This is a genomic window from Cellulomonas sp. KU4C (assembly GCF_056868065.1).
On record NZ_CP200322.1, the window covers coordinates 3106962 to 3121521 of the forward strand.

The 14560-nt window shown below is 77.0% G+C and carries 16 protein-coding genes, 1 pseudogene and 1 riboswitch; of the genes and pseudogenes, 1 reads left to right on the forward strand and 16 read right to left on the reverse strand.

Translation table 11 applies throughout. The annotated features are described in order from the left end of the window. Positions 1–8: 8 nt before the first annotated feature. From pnuC to AC1VL8_RS14830, 10 genes are all read right to left on the reverse strand, one after another. On the reverse strand, positions 9–707 hold the full coding sequence (gene pnuC / locus AC1VL8_RS14785) for a nicotinamide riboside transporter PnuC (RefSeq protein ID WP_483075699.1): 699 nt from the start codon (positions 705–707) through the stop codon (positions 9–11). Continuing rightward, complete coding sequence (gene ribH / locus AC1VL8_RS14790) at positions 704–1174, reverse strand: 6,7-dimethyl-8-ribityllumazine synthase (protein ID WP_483075700.1); 471 nt, start codon at positions 1172–1174, stop codon at positions 704–706. Before ribH ends, pnuC begins: the two co-directional genes overlap by 4 nt. Next, positions 1171–2532 (reverse strand): 3,4-dihydroxy-2-butanone-4-phosphate synthase, encoded by a 1362-nt coding sequence (ribB, locus tag AC1VL8_RS14795; protein WP_483075701.1) that lies wholly within the window; start codon positions 2530–2532, stop codon positions 1171–1173. The genes ribH and ribB overlap by 4 nt, the downstream gene beginning before the upstream one ends. Beyond that, the gene (locus AC1VL8_RS14800) at positions 2529–3164 is read right to left on the reverse strand and encodes a riboflavin synthase (RefSeq protein WP_389229277.1); all 636 of its coding nucleotides are present in this window, start codon (positions 3162–3164) and stop codon (positions 2529–2531) included. The genes ribB and AC1VL8_RS14800 overlap by 4 nt, the downstream gene beginning before the upstream one ends. Further along, entirely contained in the window at positions 3164–4168 is a 1005-nt protein-coding gene (gene ribD, locus AC1VL8_RS14805) for a bifunctional diaminohydroxyphosphoribosylaminopyrimidine deaminase/5-amino-6-(5-phosphoribosylamino)uracil reductase RibD (protein ID WP_483076263.1), read from the reverse strand. The genes AC1VL8_RS14800 and ribD overlap by 1 nt, the downstream gene beginning before the upstream one ends. 146 nt (positions 4169–4314) lie before the next feature. After that, a riboswitch (FMN riboswitch) is annotated at positions 4315–4447 on the reverse strand. An 81-nt stretch (positions 4448–4528) separates the two neighbouring features. Beyond that, a complete protein-coding gene (gene rpe / locus AC1VL8_RS14810; protein WP_483075702.1) occupies positions 4529–5197 on the reverse strand; it encodes a ribulose-phosphate 3-epimerase in 669 nt (222 codons plus the stop codon). Positions 5198–5252: 55 nt separating this feature from the next. Beyond that, a complete protein-coding gene (locus AC1VL8_RS14815) occupies positions 5253–6752 on the reverse strand; it encodes an RsmB/NOP family class I SAM-dependent RNA methyltransferase (protein WP_389229282.1) in 1500 nt (499 codons plus the stop codon). Beyond that, positions 6749–7696 (reverse strand): methionyl-tRNA formyltransferase, encoded by a 948-nt coding sequence (fmt, locus tag AC1VL8_RS14820; RefSeq protein WP_483075703.1) that lies wholly within the window; start codon positions 7694–7696, stop codon positions 6749–6751. The genes AC1VL8_RS14815 and fmt overlap by 4 nt, the downstream gene beginning before the upstream one ends. Positions 7697–7752: 56 nt before the next feature. Then, entirely contained in the window at positions 7753–8400 is a 648-nt protein-coding gene (locus AC1VL8_RS14825; protein WP_483075704.1) for an HAD family hydrolase, read from the reverse strand. Further along, entirely contained in the window at positions 8397–8558 is a 162-nt protein-coding gene (locus tag AC1VL8_RS14830) for a hypothetical protein (protein ID WP_483075705.1), read from the reverse strand. Before AC1VL8_RS14830 ends, AC1VL8_RS14825 begins: the two co-directional genes overlap by 4 nt. 105 nt (positions 8559–8663) lie before the next feature. Here AC1VL8_RS14830 and AC1VL8_RS14835 point away from each other — a divergent pair, with 105 nt between their 5' ends. Continuing rightward, a complete protein-coding gene (locus AC1VL8_RS14835) occupies positions 8664–9272 on the forward strand; it encodes a hypothetical protein (protein ID WP_483075706.1) in 609 nt (202 codons plus the stop codon). A 917-nt stretch (positions 9273–10189) separates the two neighbouring features. On the opposite strand, the pseudogene AC1VL8_RS14840 reads toward AC1VL8_RS14835, so the two are convergent. The 6 genes and pseudogenes from AC1VL8_RS14840 to mihF form a co-directional block, all read right to left on the reverse strand. Continuing rightward, a pseudogene (locus AC1VL8_RS14840) lies at positions 10190–10558 on the reverse strand (primosomal protein N' family DNA-binding protein); the annotation flags it as partial. Between the two features lie 17 nt (positions 10559–10575). Continuing rightward, complete coding sequence (gene metK / locus AC1VL8_RS14845) at positions 10576–11784, reverse strand: methionine adenosyltransferase (protein WP_483075707.1); 1209 nt, start codon at positions 11782–11784, stop codon at positions 10576–10578. Further along, positions 11781–13025: a bifunctional phosphopantothenoylcysteine decarboxylase/phosphopantothenate--cysteine ligase CoaBC gene (gene coaBC, locus AC1VL8_RS14850; RefSeq protein WP_483075708.1), complete on the reverse strand. Its 1245-nt coding sequence runs from the start codon at positions 13023–13025 to the stop codon at positions 11781–11783. The genes metK and coaBC overlap by 4 nt, the downstream gene beginning before the upstream one ends. Before the next feature lie 13 nt (positions 13026–13038). Further along, entirely contained in the window at positions 13039–13302 is a 264-nt protein-coding gene (rpoZ, locus tag AC1VL8_RS14855; RefSeq protein ID WP_389229300.1) for a DNA-directed RNA polymerase subunit omega, read from the reverse strand. A gap of 44 nt (positions 13303–13346) precedes the next feature. After that, a complete protein-coding gene (gene gmk / locus AC1VL8_RS14860; RefSeq protein ID WP_483075709.1) occupies positions 13347–13922 on the reverse strand; it encodes a guanylate kinase in 576 nt (191 codons plus the stop codon). A 63-nt stretch (positions 13923–13985) separates the two neighbouring features. Continuing rightward, complete coding sequence (gene mihF / locus AC1VL8_RS14865; RefSeq protein ID WP_389229306.1) at positions 13986–14297, reverse strand: integration host factor, actinobacterial type; 312 nt, start codon at positions 14295–14297, stop codon at positions 13986–13988. Positions 14298–14560: the final 263 nt, after the last annotated feature.

Below are 14560 nucleotides of genomic sequence, written 5' to 3' on the forward strand. Positions count from 1 at the left end.
GCACCGGCTCAGCCCTCGACACCCGCGGCGGCGGTCACCTGCTGCGGCTCGGACTCCCGCCGGGCGCGCCACCACACCACGAACCCCGACACCACGACGCCCGCGTAGACCAGGTAGAGGAACGCCGACGGGTAGTAGCCGGCGCTCAGCAGCAGGGGCACGCCCACGGCGTCGACCGCGATCCAGATGAGCCAGAACTCGATCCAGCCGCGGGCCATGCCGTAGGTGGCGAGCAGCGAGCCGACGAAGATCCACGCGTCCGCCCACGGGCCGTACGACCCGATCTCGCGGAACACCAGCGCGCACACGACGGTGCCGACGACGGCGACCACGCCCAGCTGGATCCAGCCGGACGGTCCCGCCCAGCGCGGCACGACCGCCGGGGCGTCCGGCTCGCCGTGCTCGCGGGCGACCCGCCGGGTCTGCGACCACCGCAGCCAGCCGTACACGGCCACGGCGACGAAGAACACCTGCCGGCCTGCCTGCCCGTACAGGTCGGTGGCCTGCGGGGTGTGGAACACGCCGCCGAGGAACACGGTGAACAGCAGCACGTTGCCGACGATGCCGACCGGCCACGCCCAGATCCTCCGGCGCAGCCCGCCGAGCGCGGACGCGAGGCCGAACAGGTTGCCGATCACCTCGCGCCACAGCACCGGGTGGCCGGCGACGACCAGCTGGGCGTCGAACAGCCAGGTGAGCAGGTTCACAGCGCGCGCAGGGCGACGACGGTCGCGACCGCGGCCTCCGCGGCCTCCGCGCCCTTGTCCTCGTGCGAGCCCTCGAGCCCGGCGCGGTCGAGCGCCTGGGCCTCGTCGTCGCAGGTGAGCACGCCGAACCCGACCGGCACGCCCGTGGACACCGCGACGTCGGTGAGCCCGGACGACGCCGCCTGGCACACGTAGTCGAAGTGCGGGGTGCCGCCGCGGATCACCACGCCGAGCGCGACCACAGCGTCGACCGATCCGCTGCGGGCCGCGCGCGCCGCCGCGACCGGCAGCTCGAACGTCCCGGGTACGCGGATCTCCCGCACGTCGGTCACGCCCGCCGCGGCCAGCGCCCGGCGGGCGCCCGCCAGCAGACCGTCCATCACGGTGGTGTGCCAGCTGGCCGCCACGACGACGACCCGCAGGCCGCTGCCGTCCGTGGTGATGCTGGGTGCGCCGCTGCCGCTCATCGTGCGTCCTCCGGGTCGTGCGGGGTGGGGGTGGTGGTGTCGTCGTGGTCCAGGCCGGGCAGCAGGTGCCCCATCGCCCGGGCCTTGGTCCGCAGGTAGGCCTCGTTGTGGCGGGTGCGCCCGACCTCGAGGCCGCGCACGTCGGCGACCTCGATGCCGTGGGCCACCAGCCCGGCGACCTTCGCGGGGTTGTTGGTCAGCAGGGTGATCCGCCGGGCCCCGAGGTCCTCGAGGATCGCGGCCGCCGCGCCGTACTCGCGCCGGTCGGCGGGCCAGCCGAGGTCGAGGTTGGCCTCGACCGTGTCCCGGCCCTCGTCCTGCAGCGCGTACGCGGCGACCTTCGCGAGCAGGCCGATCCCCCGACCCTCGTGCCCGCGCAGGTAGACGACCGCGCCGCCGTCCCGGGCCGCGAGCTCCAGCGCGGCGTCCAGCTGCGGGCCGCAGTCGCACCGCGCGGACCCGAACGCGTCGCCGGTCAGGCACTCGGAGTGCACCCGCACCACGGGCTGCTCGGCGAGACCCCGCGCGGCGACCAGCGCCACGTGGTCCGCGCCGGTGCGCAGGTCCCGGTACGCGTGCACCCGGAAGTCGCCGTGCGCGGTCGGCAGCACGGCGCTGTGCGCGCGGTGCACCCGGCGCTCGGGGGCCGTCGCCGCGGCCTCGGCGCCGGGGGCGGGCTCGGTCGGCAGGTCCCCGCGCGCGGTGCGGAACGCGATCAGGTCCTCGATCGTGATGACCACCAGCCCGTGCTCGCGGGCGAGCGCGACGGTGGCCGGCAGCCGCATCATCGTGCCGTCGTCGTGCACGAGCTCGGCGATGGCCGCGACCGGCGCGACGCCCGCGAGACGGCAGAGGTCGACCGCCGCCTCGGTGTGGCCCGCCCGGTGCAGCACCCCGCCGGGGACCGCCCGCAGCGGCAGCACGTGGCCGGGACGGATCAGGTCCTCGGTGCCGGACGCCGGGTCGGCGAGGACGCGCAGGGTGCGGGTGCGGTCGGCGGCCGAGATGCCCGTGGTCACGCCCGTCGCCGCGTCCACGGTCACCGTGTACGCGGTGCGCCGCGGGTCCTGGCTCAGCGGGACCATCAGCGGCAGGTCGAGGGCGTCGGCGCGGGCCCCCGTCATCGGCGCGCACAGGTAGCCCGACGAGTGCCGGATCGTCCACGCCACCCACTCGGGGGTCGCGAGCTCCGCGGCGAGGATGACGTCCGCCTCGTTCTCCCGGTCCGGGGAGTCGGCGACCAGCACGGGCCGGCCGGCGCGCAGCTCCGCGAGGGCCTGCTCGACGATGCCCAGCTCGACCGGGTCCGGCTCGACGGTGCCCGGCTCGACGGCGCCGCGCTCGCCCGGCCGCGTCATCGCGCGCTCCCCCGCCCGGCGACGTCGCCCGTCGCCAGCAGCCGCTCCACGTACTTCGCCAGCACGTCCACCTCCAGGTTGACCCGGGTGCCCACGGCCGCGTCGCCGAGCGTCGTGCCCGCCAGCGTCGTGGGGATCAGCGAGACGCCGAACCAGTCGTCGCCGACGGCCGCGACCGTCAGCGAGACCCCGGCCACCGCGACCGAGCCCTTCTCGGCGACGTACCGCGCGAGCGACGGGTCGAGGGCGACCTCCACCTCGTCCCACCGCGGTCCCGGCGTCCGCCGCCGCACCGTGCCGACGCCGTCGACGTGCCCCTGCACGACGTGGCCGCCGAGCCGGGCGTCCGCGCGCACCGCCCGCTCGAGGTTGACCCGCGCGCCCGGCACGAGGTCGCCCAGCGCGGTCCGGCGCAGCGTCTCGGGCATCACGTCGGCGACGAACGTCCCGTCACCAGCCAGCTCCGCCACGGTCAGGCAGACGCCCGCGACGGCGATCGAGTCGCCGTGCCCCGCGTCGGACACCACGAGCGGGCCGCGCAGCGTCAGCCGCGCGTCCGTCCCGTCGGCGCCCGCGCCCGCGACCTCGATCGCGACGACGGTCCCGACCTCCTCGACGATCCCGGTGAACATCAGCGGTCCTCTCCCTCGACGTCGGCCTCGACGAGCACGTCGGGCCCCAGCGGTCGCACGGCGCGGGTGCGCAGCCGCAGCGCGTCCCCGATCGCCCCGATGCCCAGGTCGGCCACGGCCGGGCGGCCGGCGCCGAGCAGCACGGGCGCCACGTACGCGTGCACCTCGTCCACCACGCCCGCGCGCAGGAACGCGGCGGCGAGCGTCGGACCGCCCTCGACCAGCACCCGGCGTGCCTCGCGCTGCTGGAGCGCGGCGAGCACCTCCCGGGGGTCGTGGGTCCGCAGGTGCAGCAGCTCCCCGCCCGGCCCGTGCAGCCGACCGCCGACGGGCAGGTCCCGGTCGCCGACGACCACGCGCAGCGGCTGGTGCGCGGCGAGGTCGCCGTCCGCGGTCCGCGCCGTCAGCGCGGGGTCGTCGGCCAGCGCCGTCCCCGTGCCGACGACGAGCGCGTCCACCTCGGCGCGCAGCGCGTGCGCGTGCGCCCGCGACTCCGGCGACGTGATCCAGCGGCTCGAGCCGTCCGCCGCGGCGACCCGGCCGTCGAGCGTGCTCGCGAGCTTCAGCGTGACGAACGGCCGCCCGCGGCCCACCGCCCGCAGCCACGGTCGCAGCAGCGCCCGGCCCGCGGCCTCCTCGACGCCGACGACGACGTCGACCCCCGCCGCGCGCAGCCGGGCCGCGCCGCCGGTCGCGTCGGGGTTCGGGTCCGTGACCGCGACGACGACCCGGGCGACGCCCGCGTCCAGCAGGGCCACCGAGCAGGGGCCGGTCCGGCCGGTGTGGTCGCACGGCTCCAGGGTCACGACGGCGGTGGCGCCCCGGACGTCGGCACCGCGCCCGCGGGCGTCCGCCAGCGCGGCGACCTCGGCGTGCGGGGTGCCGGCGCCGCGGTGGTGGCCCTCGCCGAGCACGCGTCCGGCCGGGTCCAGCAGCACGCAGCCGACGCGCGGGTTCGGGCCGTGGGCCGGGCCCAGGGCCGCGAGGTCGAGGGCACGCAGCATCGCGGTGCGCTCCGCCCGCTCGCGCCCGGCGCCGTCCCGCTCGTCCACGCCCTGCTCCTCACCCTCGGCCTCGACGGCTCCGGGGTGGCGGGCGGCGTGCGGGTGCACGACGACCACGGTGCACCTGGCTCACGCCGGGCGCACCGCCACGTCTCCTCCCATCCGGACTTTCACCGTCGGTCCTGGAGTTCCACCAGGTCAACCGCTCGCGCCAGAGGCGTCTGCGGGTCGCGGACTGTCACCGCCGGCTCGGAATTGCACCGACCCCGGAGCACGTGTGTGTGTTCTGCCAACGATGATGCCACACGGGGCATTCCCGCCCCGGCGTCCGCGCGGCCGGTGACCGCGGGTCCGGGAGGGTCAGCGCCGGGCGATGGCCTCGTCCGCGAGGGCGCGCAGCGCGTCGATCTCCGCGTCCGGGTCCGGCGCCCCGTACACCGCGGACCCGGCGACGAACACGTTCGCCCCCGCCTCGGCGACCGTCGCGACCGTCGACCGCGACACCCCGCCGTCGACCTGGATCCACGTGCCCGCGCCCTGCTCGTCGACGGCGGCGCGCAGCCGGCGGATCTTGGGCAGCGTGCCGTCGATGAACGCCTGGCCGCCGAACCCGGGCTCGACGGTCATGACCAGCACCATGTCGAACTCCGGCAGCAGGTCGAGCAGCGGCTCGACGGGGCTCGCGGGGCGCAGCGCGATGCTGGCGCGCGCGCCGGCCGACCGGATCTCGCGCGCGAGCCGCACGGCGGCCTGGGCGGCCTCGGCGTGGAACGTCACCGACGCGGCGCCCGCGTGGGCGTACTCGACGGCCCACCGGTCGGCGTCCTCGATCATCAGGTGCACGTCCACCGGCACCGGGGCGACCTCGATGATCCGCTTCACCACGGGCAGGCCGAGGGTCAGGTTCGGCACGAAGTGGTTGTCCATCACGTCGACGTGCGCGTAGTCGGCCCGCCCGATCCGGTGCAGGTCGCGCTCGAGGTTCGCGAAGTCGGCGGACAGGATGCTGGGGCTGATCAGTGCGTGCACCCCGCCAGCGTATCGGCGTCGCCCGCACCCGGCAGGGACGGACGACGCCGCGACGTCAGGAGGTGCGGCGCAGCAGCGTCAGGTGCATCGCGTCGGTGCCGTGCACGTGCGGCCAGAGCTGCACGTCGGGCCGCTCCGGCAGGTCGAGGTCCGGGGCGATCCCGAGCACGACCGCCCGCGCGTCCAGCACCTCGGCCCCGATCCCCGCCTTCGTCGCGGCGCGCCGGGCGTCCACGACGGCGAGCTGCGTCTCGGCCAGCACGGGCGAGCAGGTCACGTAGGCGACGACGCCGCCCACGCGGACCGCCCGCAGCGCCGAGGCGAGCAGGTCCCGCTGCAGCGCGCCGAGCGACGCCAGGTCCGCCGGCGTGCGCCGCCACCGCGACTCGGGCCGCCGACGCAGGGCGCCGAGGCCGGTGCACGGGGCGTCCAGCAGCACCCGGTCGAACGCGCCGGGCTCGGCGTCGCCGAGCTCCCGGCCGTCGCCGACCCGGACGTCCTCGACCGCGCCGTCGGGCAGCGCCGCCACCGCCTGCCGCACGAGGCGCGCGCGGTGCGGCTGCACCTCGTTCGCGAGCAGGGTCGCGCCCTGCTCCGCGGCGAGCGCACCGAGCAGCGCGGCCTTCCCGCCGGGCCCCGCGCACAGGTCGAGCCAGCGCGCGTCGGGGCCGTCCAGCGGGGCGGCCGCCAGCGCGAGCGCGACGAGCTGGCTGCCCTCGTCCTGCACCCCCGCGCGGCCCGCGCGGACCGCGGCGAGACCGGCCGGGTCCCCGCCGCCGGACAGCGTCACCGCGGTCGGCGCCCACCGTCCGGGGGTGGCCTCGGGGCCGGCCGCCTCCCGCAGCTCGTCCGCCTCGACCAGGCCGGGGCGTGCCACGAGCGAGACCCGCGGCGCCGCGTTGTCGGCCGCGAGCAGGTCGCCGAGCTCGTCGGCGCCCCGGCCGTTGCCGACCAGCGCCTCGCGCAGGGCGCGCGTGACCCACGCCGGGTGGCTCTCGACCACGGACAGCCGGGCCACCGCGTCGGTGCCGGCGGGGTCCGCGGCGTCGCCGACCCGCTCCAGCCAGGTGTCCAGCGACTCGCGGGACACGGCGCGCAGCACCGCGTTGACGAACTGCGCCGCGCCACCGCCGACCTGCTCGCGGACCAGGCCGACGGTCTCGGAGACGGCGGCGTGCGGCGGCACCCGCATGCCGAGCAGCTGGTGGGCCCCGAGCCGCAGCGCGTCGAGCACGGGCGGGTCGATCTGGTCGAGCGGCCGACCGGCGCACCGGGCGATCACCGCGTCGTAGCGGCCCCGCAGGCGCAGGGTGCCGTAGGCGAGCTCGGTCGCGAACCCGGCGTCCCGGCCGCGGATGCCGCGGTCGCGCAGCATCGGCGGGAGCACGAGGTTGGCGTACGCGTCGGACTCCGCCACCGCGCGCAGGGCGTCGAACGCCGCCGTGCGCGCCGCGTCGGCCCCGCGGCGCCGCTGGGACGGCGCGGTCGCGGTGCGCTGCCGCGGGCCGCCCCGCGCGCCGCCGTGCCGCGACCCGTCCTGCCGGTGCCCGGTCACGCCGTCACCTCCGGCGCGCCGAGCACGGTCCCCTCGGCGAGCCGGGCGCCGCGCGCCCAGTCCGTCGCCGCCATCGCCCGCTTGCCCGCGGGCCGCACCTCGACCAGCCGCACCGCGTGCGTGCCGGTGCCGACCAGCACCTCGGCGCGTCCGGCCCGGAGCTCACCGGGGGCCAGGTCGGTCACCTCCTCGGCGAGGCGCACGGGGCCGAGCCCCAGGCGCGCGCCGTCGGGCAGCGTGGTCCAGGCGCCGGGCGCGGGGGTGCAGCCGCGCACCCGCCGGTCCACGGCCATCGCGGGGTGCTCCCACCGCACGCGGGCGTCCTCCGTCAGCAGGCGCGGGGCGAGGCTCACGCCCTCGGCGGGCTGCGGCACCGCCGCGAGGATCCCGTCCTCTAGCGCGTCGAGCGTGCTGACCAGCAACCCCGCCCCGGCGTCGGCCAGACGTCCGAGCAGGTCGCCCGAGGTGTCGAGCGGCCGGACCGTCTCGGTCAGCGTGCCGAGCACCGGGCCGGTGTCGAGCCCGGCCTCCAGCCGGAACGTCGTCGCGCCCGTGACCTCGTCGCCGGCGATGATCGCGTGCTGCACCGGCGCGGCACCGCGCCAGGCGGGCAGCAGCGAGAAGTGCAGGTTGACCCAGCCGTGCCGCGGCACGTCGAGCACCGCGGGCGGCACCAAGTTCCCGTAGGCGACGACCGGCGCGGCGTCCACGCCGAGCGCCGCGATCCGCGCCTGGACCTCCGGGTCCCTGAGCGTCGCGGGCGTCAGCACCTCGAGGCCAGCCTCGAGGGCGCGCTCCTTCACGGGGCTCGGTGTGAGCGTGCGACCGCGCCCGGCGCGGGCGTCGGGTCGGGTGAGGACGGCGACGACCTCGTGGCGGGAGGCGAGCAGGGCGTCCAGGGCGGGCAGCGCCACCGCGGGCGTCCCGGCGAAGAGCAGGCGCATGGGTCACGATCCTAGGCGCTGCACGGCGACCCGCGGTGCCGCGCGGACGACCGGGCTCAGCCCGAGAGCACCCCGCGCGCCACGAGGTCCGCCCGCAGCGCCGCGGCGTCGGTGAACAGCACGGCCTGGAACCCGAGGGCGGCCGCCGCGTCGACGTTGGCGGGGCTGTCGTCGACGAACACGGTCCGGGCGGGCGCCAGGCCGAACCGCTCGGCCACGATCCGGAAGATCCGCGCGTCCGGCTTCGCGACGCCCTCGCGCCCGGAGACGACCACGTCCTCCAGCCGCCCGATCACCGGCGCGGCGGGCACGGCGTGGTGGAACGTCTCCGCGGACCAGTTCGTCAGCCCGAGCACCCGCACCCCGGCGGCCCGCAGGTCGTCGACCACCGCGGCGCTGCCCGGCACCGGGCCCGGCAGCGCGTCGGCGAACCGCTCGACGTACAGGTCGAGCATCGCGACGTGCTCCGGGTGCCGCGCGGCGACCTCGGCCCGGGCCTCGGACCACGGCCGCCCGGCGTCCTGGCGCAGGTTCAGCGCGGGGAAGTCGACGTCCGCGAAGAACCGCCGGACCTCGGCGTCCGTTCGCCGGCCGGCGAACGCCCGCGCCGGGTCCCACGACACCAGGACGTTCCCGAGGTCGAGCACGACGGCGTCCACCGCCGGCCCGTGGGTGCGGTCGTGGTCGGGTCCGGGACCGGTCACAGCATCTCCTCCGGGTCGAGCCGCACCCGCAGGCTGCCGCCCTCGCGCCGGGCGCTGCGGACCGCCATCGCGGCGGCCAGGTCCTTGGCGAGCGTGCGGCCGTGGGCGGCGGGCACCCGCACCAGCGCGCGCACCGGCGGGTCCAGCGACTCCTGCACCGCCGCCCCCCGGCGCCGAACGGCTCCGGCTGCGGGACCGGGCCGAGCACGTCGCCGCCGTCGGGCAGCGTCAGGCGCGCCAGCACGGCGGCGACCACCTCGCGCGTGCCCGTCAGCTCCGCGACGCGGACCACCGGGGGCAGGCTCACCTCGGCGCGCTCCTCGAGCTCGCGCTGCGCCAGCCCGACCGGGTCCCAGCGGACCAGCGCCTGGGTCGGCCGCTCGGCGGCGTCGCCGACCAGCAGCACCACGCCGCCGTCCCGCGCCGACCGCACCAGCGCGGCGGCCGCCATCCACCGCCGCAGCGCGTCCTCGGTGGCGCGCAGCGCCGTCGACGCCGTGCTCACGGCGGCGTCGAGCAGCACCGCGGCCGCGTACCCGCCGGGCGCCACGGGCTCCGCGCCGATCGTGGAGACCACCAGCGCGGGCTTGTCGGGGACCTCCGCGAGCACGCCGCCCGACGACCGCGCGCCCGAGGTCCGGACCGTGACACCGGTGAAGGCGCGCCCCAGCTCCTCCGCGGTGCGGTCCGAGCCGACGACCACCGAGCGGAACGTCCCGTTGCCGCACGCGTCGCACCGCCACTGGATCGCGAGCCGCCCGCACCAGCGGCACTGGGCTGTCGCGTCGCCCGAGCGGAGCTCCAGCGGCCCGTGGCAGGTGGTGCAGCGCGCGACCTCGCGGCACCGCGCGCACGCCACCGCGGGCAGGTAGCCGGCGCGCGGCACCTGCACCAGCACCGGTCCGTCGGCGAGCCGTTCCCGGATGGTCCGCCAGGCCTCCCCGGGCAGCCGCGCCGCGGCGGCGGCACCCTCACGGGCCAGCTCGACGCTGGTCAGCGCGCGCACCCGCGGCGCCCGGGCCCGCACCACGTCACGGTCCGCCAGCACGGCGCGCGCCCAGCCCTGCTCGACGAGGGCCTGCACCTCCACCGACCGGCTGTGCGCCGCCAGCAGCAGGCCGCTGCCCTCGAGCTCCGACCGCAGACCCAGCACCTCGCGGACGTGCGGGTACGGGGCGCGCGGCTCGGCGTGCAGGTCGTCGCCGTCGTCCCAGCAGACGGCCAGCCCCAGGTCCCGCACGGGGGCGAACGCCGCGGCCCGGGTCCCGACGACCACCCGGGCGTGCCCCCGCAGCGCCGCCAGGTACGCGCGGTACCGCAGCGCGGGGCCGTCGTCGGCCATCAGCCGCACGTGCGCGGCGTCCGCGCGGTCGGGCGACCAGGCGGGCACCCCGGCGTCGGTCAGGGCGGCGCACACCCGGTCGACGTCGCGGGCGTCCGGCACCACGACCAGGACCCCGCGACCCCCGGCCAGCGTGGCGACCGCGGCCTGGGCCACCGCGTCGGGCCAGCGCTCCCCCGGCGGGCCGGGCAGTGCCGACCAGGCGGCGCGCGGGGCCCCTCCGGCCGTCAGGTGCGCGAGGAACGCCGGGCCGCCGCGGTAGGGCGTCCACGCGGGAGCAGCGGACGCAGCAGGAGCAGCAGGGGCGTCGGGCGCGGCGGGACCGGTCGGCGTCCCGGGGGCGGGCGCCGGCGGCGGCACCTCCCCCTCGGTGCGGGCGTGCCGGGGCGGCACCGCGAGCCGGAGCACGTCGGCGAGCGTGCCCGCGTACCGGTCCGCCACCGCCCGGGCCAGCCGGCCGACGGCGGGGGTCAGCACGGGCTCGGGCGACACCACACGCCGCAGCGGCACGAGCGCGCCGTCGTGGTCCGCCTCCGCGACCCGCTCCAGGACGTACCCGTCGACGTCCTGCGCGCCGAACCGCACCTTGACCCGGGTGCCGGGCACCGCGGTCCCGGCCATCGTCGCCGGGACCAGGTACTCGAACGGGCGGTCCAGGTGCGGGGGCGACAGCTCGAGCGCGACCCGCGCGACCGGCAGGTCGGCGGCGGGCTCGACGTCCACGTCCCGCGCGCGGACGCGGCGCCGGGGCCGGGCGGGCACGTCGAGCCCGAGCAGCGTCGGCTGCTCCGGCGTGCCCGCGCCGCCCTCGGCCACCGCGTCCGTCGGGCCGGTCAGGACAGCGCGGCGCGCAGGGCGTCGACGCGGTCGGTGCGCTCCCAGGTGAAGTCGGGCAGATCGCGACCGAAGTGGCCGTAGGCGGCCGTCGCCCGGTAGATCGGACGCAGCAGGTCGAGGTCGCGGATGATCGCGGCGGGTCGCAGGTCGAACACCTCGCGGATCGCGGCGGTCAGGCGGTCGACCGGCACGGTCTCGGTGCCGAACGTCTCGACGTACAGGCCCACGGGGTGCGCCTTGCCGATCGCGTACGCGACCTGGACCTCGCAGCGGCGCGCCAGGCCCGCGGCGACGACGTTCTTGGCCACCCAGCGCATCGCGTACGCGGCGGAGCGGTCGACCTTCGACGGGTCCTTGCCGGAGAACGCGCCGCCGCCGTGGCGCGCCATGCCGCCGTAGGTGTCGACGATGATCTTGCGGCCGGTCAGGCCGGCGTCGCCCTGGGGACCGCCGACGACGAACTGACCGGTCGGGTTGACCAGGAGCCGGTAGTCGCTGGTGTCGAGGTCGAGCCCGGCCTCCGCCAGTACCGGGGCGACGACGTGCTCCGCGATCGCCGGGGCGAGCTCGGTCTCGAGCTGCACGCCCGGGCCGTGCTGCGTGGACAGCACCACGGTGTCGAGCTTCACCGCGCGCTCGCCGTCGTACGCCACGGTGACCTGCGTCTTCCCGTCGGGGCGCAGGTCGGGGATGATCCCCTCCTTGCGCACCAGCGCGAGCCGCTCCGCGAGGCGGTGCGACAGCCAGATCGGCAGCGGCAGCAGGCTCTCGGTGTCGTCCGACGCGTAGCCGAACATCAGGCCCTGGTCGCCGGCGCCCTGGGCGTCCAGCGGGTCGTGGTCCTCGGCGTCCTGACGGGACTCCCAGGCCTTGTCGACGCCCTGCGCGATGTCCGGCGACTGCTGGCCGATCGACACCGAGACGCCGCAGGAGTCGCCGTCGAAGCCGATGTCGGACGACGTGTACCCGATGGCCTTGACGACCTGCCGGACGATCTGCGGGATCTCGACGTACGCGCTGGTCGTGACCTCGCCGGCGACGTGCACCAGGCCCGTGGTCACCATCGTCTCGACCGCCACACGGGCGGACGGGTCCTGCTCGAGGATCGCGTCCAGGATCGCGTCGGAGATCTGGTCGCAGACCTTGTCGGGGTGCCCCTCGGTCACCGACTCGGACGTGAAGAGGCGCAGCTCGGCATGGGTCATGAGCCCAGGCTACCGGGGTCGACCTGCTGGTCCGTCAGCCGCGACACGACGGCGTCCCACAGCCCGTCCGCGACCTCGTCCTTCGACCCCGCGACCGTGACGACCGTCTCCCCCTGCGCATCCAGCACGGTGACGGCGTTCTCCGTGGCGCCGAACCCGCGCCCGCCCCCGACCGCGTTGACGGCCAGCAGGTCGGCGCCCTTGCGGACGGCCTTCGCCCGGCCGTGGGCGAGCACGTCGCCGTCGGCGTCCCCGGTCTCCGCGGCGAACCCGACCACGACCTGCCCGGGCCGCACGGGGTCGCGGACCAGCTCGGCCAGCACGTCGGGGTTCTGCACCAGCGCGAGCGGCGGCACGGCACCGCCCGGGTCCTTCTTGATCTTGTGCTCCGCGTCGACCGCGGGCCGGAAGTCGGCGACCGCGGCGGCCATCACCACGACGTCGGCGTCGGAGGCGGCACCGCGGACGGCGTCGCGCAGCTCCGCGGTCGTCTCCACCGGCAGCACGCGCACCCCGGCGGGCGGCGGCACCGTGAGGTTGGCGGCGACCAGCGTCACCCGCGCGCCCCGGGCGAGGGCGGTCCGGGCCAGCGCCACGCCCTGCCGGCCCGAGGACCGGTTGCCGAGGAACCGCACCGGGTCCAGCGGCTCGCGCGTGCCCCCGGCCGAGACGACGACCGACCGGCCCGCCAGGTCCTGGGTGCGCGGCTTGCCCTCCCGGTCCACGAGGGCGAGCGCGGCGGCGGCGATCGCGTCGGGCTCGGGCAGCCGCCCGGGGCCGGTGTCGGCGCCCGTGAGCCGGCCCGAGTCCGGGTCCAGCACGTGCACGCCGCGCTCGCGCAGCGTCGCGACGTTGGCCCGCGTCGCGGGGTGCTGCCACATCTCGGTGTGCATCGCGGGCGCCATGAGCACCGGGCACGTGGCCGTGAGCAGCGTGGCCGCGAGCAGGTCGTCCGCGCGCCCCGACGCCGCCCGGGCCAGCAGGTCGGCGGTGGCCGGGGCGACGACCACGAGGTCCGCCTGCCGGCCGAGCCGCACGTGCGCGACCTCGGGGACGTCCTCGAACACCTCGGGCGTGACCGGGTGGCCCGACAGCGCCTCCCAGGTCGCGCGCCCGACGAACTCCAGCGCGGCCCGGGTGGGCATGACGCGGACGTCGTGCCCCGCCTCGGTCAGCAGGCGCAGGACGTGCGCGGCCTTGTACGCGGCGATGCCGCCGGCCACGCCGAGGACGACGCGCACGGGTCGACCGGTCTCAGGCCTCGTTCGCGGTGACCGTCAGCAGGCCCGCGTCGATCTCGCGCATCGCGATGGACAGCGGCTTCTCCTGCGGGCGGGTCTCCACCAGCGGGCCGACGTACTCGAGCAGGCCCTCGTTGAGCTGCGAGTAGTAGGCGTTGATCTGCCGGGCGCGCTTGGCGGAGTAGATCACGAGCGCGTACTTGGAGTCGGCGCGCTCGAGCAGGCGGTCGATCGGCGGGTCGGTGATGCCGATGGGCTCGGCGATGGTTCCGGACACAGTGGCTCCCGGTGGTCGGAGGGGGGTGGACGCAGGTCTGTCGCTCAGTCTACCGCGACGGGCAGGCCCATCAGGGCGACGAGCTCGTCCGTGGCGCGCCGGACGTCGTCGTTGACCACGGTGTGGTCGAACTCGGGCTCGGCCGCGAGCTCGACCTCGGCGGTCCGGAGCCGGCGTGCGCGCTCCTCCTCGTCCTCGGTGCCGCGGCCGACGAGCCGACGCACGAGCTCGTCCATCGACGGCGGCGCGAGGAAGACGAACTGCGCCTCGGGCATGGTCGTCCGGACCTGCCGGGCTCCCTGGAGGTCGATCTCGAGCAGCGCGGGCTCCCCGGCGGCGAGTCGCTCCTCGACCGGCCGCCGGGGGGTCCCGTAGCGGTTCCTGCCGTGCACCACGGCCCACTCCAGGAGCTCGCCCGAGGCGGCCATCGCATCGAACTGCTCCGGGGTGACGAAGTGGTAGTGCACCCCGTCGACCTCGCCGGGGCGCGGCGGTCGTGTCGTCGCCGACACGGACAGCCAGACCTGCGGGTACCGGGCTCGGAGGTCGGCGGACACGGTGCCCTTGCCGACGGCGGTCGGTCCGGCGAGGACGGTCAACCGGGCGCGCGGCGTCGTCATGCGGTCTGGTGCTCCTGGAGTCGTGCGCCCCTCAGCGTGCGGGGGACGGTGCGTGCGGCCGGCTCACCCGAACCGGTCGATGAGCGCCTTCACCTGGTGCGGGCCGAGGCCGCGCACCCGGCGGGTCTCCGAGATGCCGATCTCGGAGATGATCTGGCGCGCCTTGACCTTACCCACTCCCGGGAGGGACTCGAGCAGGGCGAGCACCTTGAGCTTGCCGATGGTCTCGTCCTTCTGGCCCTGGGCGATCACCTCGGACAGCGTGCCCTGCGAGTACTTCAGGCGGTTCTTGACCTCAGCACGGGCCTGGCGGGCGGCGGCAGCCTTCTCGAGGGCTGCTGCTCGCTGCTCGGGGGTGAGAGTCGGAAGTGCCACGTGAGTCACCTTCTCATCACTGTCAGGAGGCAGGACATTTGAACTTCCCAGGTGTCCGCGGGTCCGGCGCGACGTTGCGCCGGCCGGGGAGGACCCCATCTCCCGAGGATGGCACGGGATGGCCCGTCCGGCACGTTCCACCAGCGTGTCGTCCCGCACCCACCTGTCCGCACCCCCTCGCCGAGGGCGTACGAGACACCGCGAGGGCGCACTCCGGGGAGTACGCCCTCGCAGTGTCTCGTGCGCCCTCGCGGATTCCCGGG